Source organism: Streptomyces sp. NPDC046909 (genome assembly GCF_040644695.1).
GTDB lineage: Bacteria > Actinomycetota > Actinomycetes > Streptomycetales > Streptomycetaceae > Streptomyces.
This window is the reverse complement of sequence record NZ_JBEYXC010000018.1, coordinates 241,217-252,118: the sequence shown is the minus strand read 5'-3', so window position 1 is coordinate 252,118 and position 10,902 is coordinate 241,217. Positions and strand designations below refer to the sequence as shown.

Below are 10,902 nucleotides of genomic sequence, written 5' to 3'. Positions count from 1 at the left end.
CAAGGCCGTCCGCGAAACCCTCCGCCGCGCCGTCGACGAGGTCTTCCCCGCCTCCCAGGACACCTGACGACCGAACCCGGCCACCGGCCGGATCGACCCCCCGCCAGTCGGCGAGCGGCGTGAAGGGCTTGAGGCTCCTTCGTTGAATCGGCAACGGGCTGGGGAAGATGAGCGTCCGCGGGGATTTTCAGAGAGCCCCATCACCGCCGCCAAGTCCCGCGCCGCCCGCACCATCGCCACCGAGCACGGTGCCGACCTGCACCGGCGCTTCGGCTACGGCGGCCGCGCCGACACCCTCCCCCTGCTCCGTTCCGTGGGCGGTCCCTCGGTCATCGGCGCCGACCCCGTCCTGACCGCCCACGCCCGCCACTCCGGCTGGCCCGTCCTGCCCTCCGCCACCAGCACCTGAGCCCCGCAGCCGGGGCGTCGTGCCGACCGGGTTCGGATGGTCGGCCACCCCGCCGCCGCGCGGGAAGAACTACCCGTGCTTCAAGGCGCCGGCGTACGGGTTCCAGACCCTGCTCCCCGGGGTCAACCATGTCTTCGACGACGGCGACATAGCCATCCGCACCCACGACGGTGCCGCCCTGGTCTCCCACGCCCGACGGAATGGCTCTTCCGGAGTCGTGGTCGCCTACGAGGCCGACGACGTCGACTTCGCCACCCGCTTGGGCTCCAACGTCGCGGCCACCGGCTGCTGCGCTGCACCTCGTCACCGACCCTGTGCCTCAAGCGTCGGCCCGGGTGTCCGGCCGCGTTCCGTCAGGCGATCGTGACGCTGTCGTCGAGGTAGACGTCCTGGACGGCGTGGAGGAGTGCGACGCCTTCGCCGGTGGGACGCTGGAAGGCTTTGCGGCCGGTGATGAGGCCGGTGCCGCCCGCCCGCTTGTTGATCACCGCTGTCCGGACGGCCTGTGCGAGGTCGCCCTGTCCGGCCGAGGCGCCGCCGCTGTTGATCAGACCGACGCGGCCCATGTAGCAGTTGGCCACCTGCCAGCGGGTGAGGTCGATCGGGTGGTCGGTGACGAGCGTGCCGTACACGCGCTGGTCGGTCTTCCCGAAGTCGAGCGCGCGGTAACCGCCGTTGTTCTCCGGTTGCTTCTGCTTGACGATGTCGGCCTCGATGGTCACGCCGAGGTGGTTGGCCTGTCCGGTGAGGTCGGCGGAGACCGCGTAGTCCACGCCGACGTGCTGGAACGCCGGGTTGCGCAGGTAGCACCACAGCACAGTGAACATGCCCAGTTGGTGGGCCCTTGCGAACAGCTCGCTGACCTCCCGCAGTTGGCGGTCCGACTGCTCCGAGCCGAAGTAGATCGTGGCGCCGACCCCGGCGGCGCCGAGGTCGAAGCACTGCTGGACGTCGCCGAACATGATCTGGTCGTAGTGGTTGGGGTAGGTCAGCAGCTCGTTGTGGTTGAGCTTCACGACGAACGGGATCCGGTGCGCGTAGCGCCGCGACACGGCTCCGAGTACGCCGAGCGTGCTGGCGACCGCGTTGCAGCCGCCCTCGACGGCGAGTTCGACGATGTTCCTGGGGTCGAGGTAGCGGGGGTTCGGGGCGAACGCGGACGCCGCGGAGTGCTCGATGCCCTGGTCGACCGGCAGGATCGACACGTACCCGGTGCCGGCCAGTCGGCCGTGGTCGAACAGGGACTGCAGATTGCGCAGCACCTGGGGAGAGCGGTCGGTCGCGGCCACGACCCGGTCGACGAAGTCAGGGCCGGGCAGCACCAGGTCCTCCCCGGAGATCCCCTGGGCGGTGTGGGTCAGCAGGTCCTTCGCGTCGTCGCCCAGCAGGGCTTGGATGTCGGTCATCGGTTCACCTCTCCTGTCACCCGGAATGCTGTCGGCGGGAGGCGTGTCGTCTGCGAACCGTGCGTGGCGGCCCGGAGGTTCGTACGGCCGCCTCACGGGTTCTCTGCCCAGCATGCGGTGCGGCGCGCTCGCTCGGCAGAGCCTGTCGGGCCCCTCACGGAGGTCGAACGGCCCTCAGGGGGACGACGACTTGGTCCTCGGTGAGGGCGCCGTACCCGTGGCTGCCGACGGCGGCCATCTCGGTGTTGCGGGCCGCGCCGTCGCCTCACTTGCGGCACAGCTGTCGCCGCCTGGTGGTCGTACGCACACCCGCCGATACCCGAAAGGGCCGGTCAGCCGAAGAACACCGCGAACTCGTCGTACAGCGACGGATCCACCACCTTGGTCCTTCCCCGGGCGCCATCGAGAGGGACACGGACGATCTCGGTGCCATGCAGGGCCACCATCGTGCCGAAGGCGCCGTCCTTGACCGCGTCGACGGCGTGCAGTCCGAAGCGTGTCGCCAGCCAGCGGTCGAAGGCGGTCGGGGTGCCGCCGCGCTGGACGTAGCCGAGGACCGTGGTGCGCGCGTCGGTGCCGGTGCGCGCCGCGATCTCCTGGGCCAGCCATTCGCCGATGCCGGACAGGTGCACATGGCCGTACTCGTCCAGCGACCTGTCCTTGAGGATCATCTGGCCCTCCATGGGCACGGCTCCCTCGGCCGCGACGACGATGGGCGCGTAGTTGATCTTGAAGCGGCTCTTCACCCAGTCGCAGACCTGATCGACGTCGAACGGCCGCTCCGGGACGAGGATCACGTTGGCGCCGCCGGCGACACCGGCGTGCAGGGCGATCCAGCCGGAGTGCCGGCCCATCACCTCCACCACCAGGGTCCGCATGTGCGACTCGGCGGTGGTGTGCAGACGGTCGATGGCCTCGGTCGCGATGCTGACGGCCGTGTCGAAGCCGAAGGTGTAGTCGGTGCCGGGCACGTCGTTGTCGATCGTCTTGGGCACGCCGACCAGGTTGATGCCCTGGCGGCTGAGTTCGGTGGCCGCGCCGAGCGTGTCCTCGCCGCCGATCACGATGAGCGCGTCGATCTGGTGGGCGGCGAGGGTGTCCCGGATGCGCCGTACACCGTCCTCGTGCTTGAACGGGTTGGTGCGCGAGGAGCCGAGAATGGTTCCGCCGCGGGGCAGGATGCCCCGCACGCTGGAGGTGTCCAGCGGCACCACGTTGTCCTGCAGGGCGCCGAGCCAGCCGTCCCGCAGGCCGAGGAACTCGTAGCCGTAGTCGTGGACACCCTTGCGGACGACACTGCGGATCACGGCGTTCAGGCCGGGGCAGTCGCCGCCGCCGGTCAGCACTGCGATCTTCATGGCTGCCTCCCTTCTCTGCTCTTCTCCGCACGGAGCGAGGATCAGGTGGCTCTCCTTCCATCATGAGCGTCGGCAGCCTTGTGGGCGACCTGCTTCAGGACCTCTCACCTGGGACCTTCGGCCCCATGACCACGCCCTGGCCCGGGGCGACCATGGAACGGGGATGTCGCATCGGCGTCAGCCGCTGCGGCCGGCACCAGGACGCGGAGGAGGGAAACGATGTCGCACACGACGGAATGGAAGGTGCGCCTCTACCTCTTCGAGGAGGAGGGGACGACGAAGGCACGGGCGGTGCTGGACACCGGTACAACCCCGCTCACCGGCCACGGGGCGGCGCACTGCAAGCCCGGGGACACCGACGTGCCGGAGATCGGCGACGAACTCGCCGCCGGCCGGGCGCTGCACGACCTCGGCCGCCAGCTGTTGGACACCGCCGAGCGCGATGTCGTGGCCATGGACCCGTCCGTGGCCGGACGGGAAGGTCCGCCGGCCGTCGGCTGGGCCATGGGGTCGGCTTGAGCTCTGCGGGACAGGTCCCGCGGAGCGCGGCCGTGCGTCGCTGACCTCGCGGCGGGAGCCGCCCGAGAAGGGGGCGCGATGCGGTACCCGATGTGTGCGTGGACCGTGACCATGCCGTCGACGCTGCGGCATGGGTGTTCGATGACGGGAATCGGGCCGTCCGCCTCGACCGATCCGTAACAGGTCTTCTCGGCTGAGGACACCCGTGTACCGGTCCGACCGGTACACCACGAGCAGCCGCTTGACGTTCCGGAGCACCCTGAAGACGGGCCGCTCCGCCCGCCGTCCACGTCGGCTACAGGCGCCGCTTCGGCGTGGAGAAGGGGCGGTTGCTGTACGACGACGCTGTGGTGGCCGCGTATCCGAGCGTTCAGGGAAGGGATGGCGCGGTCCGGAGGCCGCCTGTACACGTATCTGCGGGCGATCTCTGCTTCACGCATGCGGGACCAGGGCCACCGGGCACGGTGCGTGGCGGATGGCCGAGTGGGCGACGGCTCCCAGCTGAGGGTCGGCGCCGGGCTGTATACGGTGACCGAGCACGGCGAGGGCGGCGTGGCGGGTGGCGGCGGCCACGGCGCCGGCGGGGACGTCCTCCAGGCAGACCTCTTCGACGCGTACGTCGGGGAACTTCTGTCGCCAGGGCAGCAGAGTCTCGGTGAGCCGGGCCTCGGCGCGGCGGGCGTGGGGTGAGTGGCTGTGATGCCAGGGCGTGACCGGATAGGTGGGCAGGCGCCCGGGCGGCAGCCAGGCGAGCAGGGCGCGTAGCGGCACCTGGCGCATCGCCGCCTCCTCGAAGGCGAAGGCGATGACGTCGTTCGGAGTGCGGTCCTCGGCGTCGAGGGCGAGCAGGACCGGGCCGTCCGGCAGGTCGCAGGGGTGGGGCGTCGGGCGGACGAGGGCGACGGGGAAGTCGGCGTGCGCGGCGGTCCGGGCGCCGGTGGAGCCCAGCAGAAGGGCGGAAGTGCCGCCCAGCCCGCGGGAGCCGAGCACCAGGAGTTCCGCTACGGCGCCGGCGGTCAGCAGGGCCTCGTGCGGTGGGGCTTTGAGCAGTTGGGCGTGGAGGTCCAGCCGGGGGTGGCGGCAGCGCAGCCGGTCCAGGGCCAGGTCGAGGGAGCGTACGGCCCAGTGGCGACTCGCGGCCGCCTCCGGCGCGTCGGGGGAGACGCCGTCCGCGTAGGACCAGACGGCGAGCAGGTGCAGTGGGGCATTGCGGAGTTCGGCCTCGCGGGCGGCCCAGGCGGCGGCAGCGAGGCTGGCGGCGCTGCCGTCGATTCCGGCGGTGACAGGGCGGGGCATGGCCGGATACCTCCGATCGGGCGGTGGTCCGGGGGCCAGGGACCGGGACGGATGTTCCCCCACACTGGCGTGCGTGCGAGCGGTGGCGCGAGGGCTTCCCGGCTCCCGCCTGGGGCCGAACGGTCCCTTGCCACGGAAGGGGTGGTGGGCGGGGTGTGGGAGACGACAGTGATTCCGTGGTCGCCGGGGGACCTGACCTTTGTGCCGGCCTCTTGTTCTTGAGGGACGCCGGTGAGGTCGTAAGTCCGTTGCCCGAGCACCAGCATCTTCGATCGGATGCCGCCATGACCGCTCTTGACAGCCGTGCGGACCATGTGGAGCAGAACCGCGCTATGGGGATGACGAGGCGGCTGCGTGGCACGGGCCGCTCGCCCGCGCTCACTGGTCACAGGCGGAACGGCGGTGGGGGATTGTGGTCTCGGTCGCTCCTTCGGCATTCACGACGCTCGGCACGGGGCAGGCTTTCCCGGCCGGCGGTGCAGCGTCGGCCTCCTCGATGGCCAGAAGTCGATCGCTGGGGAAGGTGTGCCCCTCGCACCCAGCCCGAGGCCGATCCACAGGTCATGGGCGTTGCTCCTGCCAGAGCCCGAGTCTGAAGGTGTTTCCCGGCCAGGTGGAGATGTTCGAGGACGTTGACATCATTGCCGGGAACGCGAACGCGGTGCGCACGTACTCCGCGCTCAACGGCATGGACGACGCCGCGGCCTACGCGCAGCGGAAGGGCCTCAGAGTGAGCGCGGGGGCGTCGCTGGGTCCGGACGAGATGTTCAAGTCCGAGGGTGGGGTCGGTTCCCACTGGGGCGTCATGGCGTCGAACCGCACGCCGAAGCCCGGTCTGTCGTCCAGCCTCCTGGCCCCGGCCGGAGCGCTACCGCCCCGCCGTACGGCGAAGAACCCCACATGGTTCTCGAAGGACGAACGGACGTACTCCATCTACACGGAGTGGCAGCAGAACACCGACTATGTGCCTTCCGGTGCCATGGGCGACACCTGGGCGCTCGACACCGACGAGTGCTGGCTGAGGAATCCCCACGCCGGCAAGTCCGCGACCCATGTGGGTTACTGGCCGCAGAGAGACGCCGGCGTGCACTGGGCCGGAACCTACTGGCAGACCCCGTCGGGCAACTGGGGAGACGAGCCCGGAGGCAAGGACCTGCGCGGCTACAACCGACTGGTCTTCTACGCCCGGGGAGACCACGGCGGAGAGACGATCCACTTCTTCACAGGCGGAATCACCGGACGCCACGGCGACACCCTGAAAAAGCATCAGACTGATGTCCGTCTGACCAAGGACTGGCGTCAGTACACGATCGACCTGCCCGGCGGACCCGCCATGCGGCGAATTGTCGGAGCCTTCGGATGGTCCGCGAGCCTGGAAGAGAATCCACGAGGAGGCGTCGGCTTCTGTCTGGACGACATCGAGTTCATACGACGTTGAGGTAGGCGGAGACCGTGGGCGTCGGGGTCTGGGGCTCACGACAGCCACCTTCATTTTTGTCTGAGTGGTCTTTGCCACCCGGCCGAACGGCAAGCAGCACTTGGCGTCGGGCCGGGAGGTCGGTCAGCGCCCTTGCGGCTTGCCCGCCAGCTCCTGGGCCATCTCCGTCGCCCACGCGGCGATCTGTTCGAAGTCGCGGAAGTCGCCGCCCTTGCCGGAGTTGACGATCATCCGGGCCATCCGTCCCTTGGCGTCCGTCCCCTTCCAGGCGTCCGCCGAAGGTGATGTGACCGCGTGCCGCGATGCGGTCGGCGAGGCGCTGGACGCCAGGCGTCGGCGGGATGTCCCGCTCGGATGCGGAGGCGTCGAGTGGTCCGCTGCTGAACAGCCACACCGGCCGGTCGGACAGTGCCTTGCGGTGGTGGCGGGCGAAGCGCCGGGCGTCGCGGCGGCAGCGGTTCGCGTACAGACCGCTGCCGAGCACGACCGCGTCGTACGGGGCGAGGTCGTCGACGTTCGCCGCGGGGCGGACGTCGGCCGTCAGGCCCTCCTTGGTCAGGATCTCGCCGATGCGCTGCGCGATCTCGGCGGTGGAGCCGTACTTGGATCCGTAGGCGACAAGGACCGTCTCCGTCATGGCCGACACCTCCTCACATCCTGCGCAGCCAGTCTTCAGGGACCCCGTGCAGGCCTTCGTCGTAGGGCCGCAGCTTGGAGTCGTCGAAGCGGAAGGTGAGCTTGTCGACGACCGCGACCACGCCGTCCATCTGACGGCACATGTGCACGGCCATGGTGGTCTCGCTGCGCCGCTCCATCTGCCCGGTGAGCGTCACGACACCCTGGTGGACATCCACGTCGACGGTCTGCGGTGGCAGCCACAGGGCCCGCTGCAGGACCTCGTCCATGACGGTGGCGCGGATCTCCGCGTCGGGGCGCAGGAAGACCTGGAGCAGGTCGCGGCGGGTGACGATGCCGACCAGGCGTTCCTCCGCGTCCAGGACGGGCAGCCGTTCCACGCCCCGGTGTGCCATGGTGCGGGCCGCCTCGACGATGGTCGCGTCGGCCGGGACCGTGACAGCGGGGTGGGACATCAGCTGTCCGGCGGTCCGGGCGCGGGCCTTGGTGCGGCGGGCGCGGGCACTTGGTGTCAACCGGGGCCAGTGGAAGCGGTGTTCGGGCTCGTACGGGTCGGGGGTCTCCGCCTGGCGGACCATCAGGTCCGTCTCGGAGATCACTCCGATCACCTTCTCGTCCTCGTCCACCACCGGCAGTCCGCTGATGCGGTGCTCGGCGAGCAGCCGGGCCACCTCCTTGAACGGGGTGCCGTACGTGGCGCGTACGACGTCGCTCGTCATCACCGAGCCGACCTTGCTGTGCTTCATCGTCGTCCTCCAGCCTTTCTCAGCGGAGCCTGCGCAGATAGGGGTCGTGGGCCCGGCGCGGCAGCAGCCGGATCCGGGCGTCGAGGGCCGTGACACGGTCAGGCCGGGCGAGGACCGGGTTGAGGTCGGCTTCCGCGAGCTGCGGCAGATCGGCCGCCATCCGGGACAGGCGCAGCAGCAGCTGCTCCAGCCCTGCCAGGTCCACCGGGCCGGTGCCGTCGCTGCCGAAGAGCAGCGGGGCGCAGCGCGGCGCGGTGATGAGGTCGTGCACGTCGTGGTCGGTGAGCGGGGCGAGGCGTCCGGCGTGGTCGGCGAGCACTTCCGTGGCCGTACCGCCGAGGCCGAAGAGCACCAGCGGGCCGAACACCTCGTCCTGGACCACGCCGGCGAACAGCTCGATGCCGCGCGGGGCGAGCGGCTGGACCAGCGCGCCGGTCATCAGGTGGCCGAAACGGGCGTCGAAGTCCCGGTAGGCGGCACGGACCTGGGCGTCGCCGCGCAGGTCGAGGTGGACGGCGTGCTGGGGCGTCTTGTGGAGCAGGCCCGGCCAGTGCGCCTTGAGGACGACCTGTCCGTCGGGCCCCTTCAGCCGGTCGGCGGCGAGTACCGCCTCGTCCTCGGACTCCGCCCAGGCCCAGGGGAGTTGGGGGATCCCGTAGCAGCCGAGGAGCTCGGCGCAGGTGCGCGGGTCGAGCCAGCCGCCCTCCGGGTCGCGTTCCAGGTAGGCGGCGACGACCGCTTGGGCACGTGGCGTGTCGACGTCGGCGAGGTCGGGGACGGTGCCGGGCGGTCGGGCCAGCCAGGCGGCCCGGTCGGCGGCATGGGCCAGGGCGCGTGCCGCCGACTGCGGGTCGGCGTAGGAGGGCACGTGCCCGCCGTCCGACGGGAGCAGTCGTACGGGCGAATCCTGGTCGAGCAGGACCGCTGCGATGGTGCCTGACGGTCGGTCAGGGGCGTGGGTGAGGGATCGGATCAGTACGTCGCCGGTGGCGGCGGCGACCGCGGTGGGGACCAGCGCGACCAGCACCGCGTCGACGGCGTCGTGGGCGGCGAGCCGGTTCACGCAGGCGCGCAGCTGCTCCTCGGAGACGGCGGCGGTGGCGTCGACCGGGTTGCCGGCGCTGGCGCCCGGGGGCAGGACGGCGAGCAGGTCGTCGACGAGGCCGGGCGGGAGCTCCAACAGGCTCAGTCCGGCCTCCGCGCAGGCGTCGGCGGTGAGGACGCCGGCGCCGCCCGCGTTGGTCACCACGGCGACGCGACGGCCCGTGGGCAGCGGCTGGGTGTGCAACAGGGCTGCCGTTTCCAGGAGTTCGGGGATGGTGCGGGTGGCGGTGATGCCGGCCTGGGTGAACAGCGCGCGCCGGGTCATGGTCGTGGTGGCGGCGGCCGCGGTGTGCGAGGCGGCGGCGCGTCGGCCCGCGTCGGTGCGGCCCGCGTCGACGGTCAGGATCGGCATGCGCCGGGTGACTCGGCGGGCCGTACGCGAGAAGGCGCGCGGGCTGCCGAAGGACTCCAGGTGCAGCAGCGCCAGGTCGGTGCGGCCGTCGGACTCCCACCACTGCAGCAGGTCGTTGCCGCTCACGTCGTACTTGTCGCCGAGCGAGACGAAGCTGGAGACGCCGATGCCGAGCCGATCGAGCCCGCCGAGCAGGGCGATACCGACCCCGCCGGACTGCACGGCGACCCCGGCGGTGCCGGGTTCGGGGTGGGCGGCGGCGAACGTGGCGTCCAGACGCACGGCCTCCTCGGTGTTCGCCAGGCCCAGGCAGTTGGGTCCGACCATCCGCATGTCGTGGCCGCGGCAGGCCGCGAGAAGCGCCGAGGCGTGCTCGGCGTCGAGGCCGGCGGAGACCACCAGCAGGGCGCGCACGCCGAACTTTCCGCACTCCTCGGCCACCTGCGGGACCTCCGGCGCCGGGACGGCGATCACCGCGAGGTCGGGCACCTCTGGCAGTGCGCCGACGGTCGGGTAGGTGTGCACGCCCAGGATCGACGAGACGGCCGGGTTCACCGCGAACAGTCGGCCCGTGAACCTGCCGGTGGACAGATTGCGCAGCACGGCCCGGCCGACGGACCCTGGCTTGCGCCCAGCTCCGACGACCACCACGGACTTCGGCCGCAGCAGCGGGGTCAGACTCGCCACGTCCGCGGCCTGCCCACGTCCTTCGACGCACGTCCGGTAGTCGTCGGTGTCGTCCAGCGGGATGGTGCAGTGGATCTCCGGGCCCTCGAAGTGGCGCGCGGTGCGCAGTCCCAGGTCGGCGAAGACCTTGAGCATCTCGTGGTTGTCGGCGAGCGCGTCGGCCGCGAAGGCCTTGACACCGTGGGCGCGGGCGGCGGAGATCAGGTACTCAAGGAGCAGGGTGCCCACCCCGCGGTGGTGCCAGGTGTCGTCGACGGCGAGTGCGATCTCGGCGGTGTCGGCGCCCTGCTGGGGTGTCTTCTCGTACTCGGCGATGCCGATGAGCAGGCCGCCGTGCTCGGCGACCAGCGCGCGGTAGCCGGAGTCGGTGGGCTTGGTGACGCGGGCGGCGGCCTGCTCGGCGGAGCGCCGGCTGACCGCGAAGAACCGCAGGCGCAGGTTCTCGTCCGACATCTCGGTGTACAGCCGCAGCAGGGCGTCGTGGTCGTCGGGCCGTGCGGGCCGTACGCACACGGTCGTGCCGTCGGCGAGCAGGGCGTGCACCCGGTCGCCGGATGCGGGGAGGGTGGTCATCAGGTGCCCTTCGGTCGTCCGGTTGGCACTCTCAGCGTCCTGCTCGGCGGGTCGCGTTCCGATGGGCCGGACGGGTATGGGAAGGGGGCCGGACGGTCCAGGGAACGCGCGGTCCTCAGGGCAGGGGCTCGCCCAACTCCGTCTCGACGGCGTCCGCCATGGCCCGCAGTACGTCGAGCGTCCTGTGCGCCTCCGCCTCGTCGACCTCGGTGATCGCGAAGCCGACGTGCACGATGACGTACGTTCCGACGTCCGCGCCGGGCGTGTAGTCGAGGCAGACCTCGCGCCGTACGCCGCCGAAGTCGACCGTGGCCATGCGCAGTCCGGCGTCGTCGTGGACCTCCAGGACCTGTCCGGGAATGCCGAGGCACATGGGCG

At 71.1% G+C, this 10,902-nt stretch carries 10 protein-coding genes and 1 pseudogene; 4 read left to right on the top strand and 7 right to left on the bottom strand.

What is annotated here, in order from left to right:
• Positions 1–142: 142 nt before the first annotated feature.
• Both ABZ928_RS43135 and ABZ928_RS43130 read left to right on the top strand, forming a co-directional pair.
• The gene (locus ABZ928_RS43135; protein ID WP_361531912.1) at positions 143–409 is read left to right on the top strand and encodes a hypothetical protein; all 267 of its coding nucleotides are present in this window, start codon (positions 143–145) and stop codon (positions 407–409) included.
• A gap of 19 nt (positions 410–428) precedes the next feature.
• Positions 429–776 (top strand): hypothetical protein, encoded by a 348-nt coding sequence (locus tag ABZ928_RS43130; RefSeq protein ID WP_361531909.1) that lies wholly within the window; start codon positions 429–431, stop codon positions 774–776.
• Here the strand turns inward: ABZ928_RS43130 and ABZ928_RS43125 are convergent.
• Together ABZ928_RS43125 and ABZ928_RS43120 are read right to left on the bottom strand one after the other, a co-directional pair.
• A complete protein-coding gene (locus ABZ928_RS43125; protein WP_361531906.1) occupies positions 763–1,815 on the bottom strand; it encodes a class I fructose-bisphosphate aldolase in 1,053 nt (350 codons plus the stop codon). The two genes, ABZ928_RS43130 and ABZ928_RS43125, sit on opposite strands and share 14 nt — an antisense overlap.
• A 332-nt stretch (positions 1,816–2,147) precedes the next feature.
• Entirely contained in the window at positions 2,148–3,173 is a 1,026-nt protein-coding gene (locus ABZ928_RS43120; protein ID WP_361531903.1) for a 6-phosphofructokinase, read from the bottom strand.
• Between the two features lie 219 nt (positions 3,174–3,392).
• Here ABZ928_RS43120 and ABZ928_RS43115 point away from each other — a divergent pair, with 219 nt between their 5' ends.
• Positions 3,393–3,692: a DUF1876 domain-containing protein gene (locus tag ABZ928_RS43115; protein WP_361531900.1), complete on the top strand. Its 300-nt coding sequence runs from the start codon at positions 3,393–3,395 to the stop codon at positions 3,690–3,692.
• Positions 3,693–4,124: 432 nt separating this feature from the next.
• Here ABZ928_RS43115 and ABZ928_RS43110 read toward each other — a convergent pair whose 3' ends face one another.
• Positions 4,125–4,988: a universal stress protein gene (locus ABZ928_RS43110; protein ID WP_361531897.1), complete on the bottom strand. Its 864-nt coding sequence runs from the start codon at positions 4,986–4,988 to the stop codon at positions 4,125–4,127.
• 619 nt (positions 4,989–5,607) lie between these two features.
• Here ABZ928_RS43110 and ABZ928_RS43105 point away from each other — a divergent pair.
• Positions 5,608–6,426: a hypothetical protein gene (locus tag ABZ928_RS43105; protein ID WP_361531894.1), complete on the top strand. Its 819-nt coding sequence runs from the start codon at positions 5,608–5,610 to the stop codon at positions 6,424–6,426.
• A gap of 123 nt (positions 6,427–6,549) precedes the next feature.
• Here the strand turns inward: ABZ928_RS43105 and ABZ928_RS43100 are convergent.
• From ABZ928_RS43100 to ABZ928_RS43085, 4 genes and pseudogenes are all read right to left on the bottom strand, one after another.
• Positions 6,550–7,063: pseudogene (locus tag ABZ928_RS43100) on the bottom strand (flavodoxin domain-containing protein).
• Between the two features lie 13 nt (positions 7,064–7,076).
• The gene (locus ABZ928_RS43095; RefSeq protein ID WP_361531891.1) at positions 7,077–7,808 is read right to left on the bottom strand and encodes a CBS domain-containing protein; all 732 of its coding nucleotides are present in this window, start codon (positions 7,806–7,808) and stop codon (positions 7,077–7,079) included.
• A 19-nt stretch (positions 7,809–7,827) separates the two neighbouring features.
• Positions 7,828–10,524: a bifunctional GNAT family N-acetyltransferase/acetate--CoA ligase family protein gene (locus tag ABZ928_RS43090; RefSeq protein ID WP_361531888.1), complete on the bottom strand. Its 2,697-nt coding sequence runs from the start codon at positions 10,522–10,524 to the stop codon at positions 7,828–7,830.
• A 115-nt stretch (positions 10,525–10,639) separates the two neighbouring features.
• Positions 10,640–10,897: a HypC/HybG/HupF family hydrogenase formation chaperone gene (locus ABZ928_RS43085; protein WP_361531885.1), complete on the bottom strand. Its 258-nt coding sequence runs from the start codon at positions 10,895–10,897 to the stop codon at positions 10,640–10,642.
• Positions 10,898–10,902 lie beyond the last annotated feature (5 nt).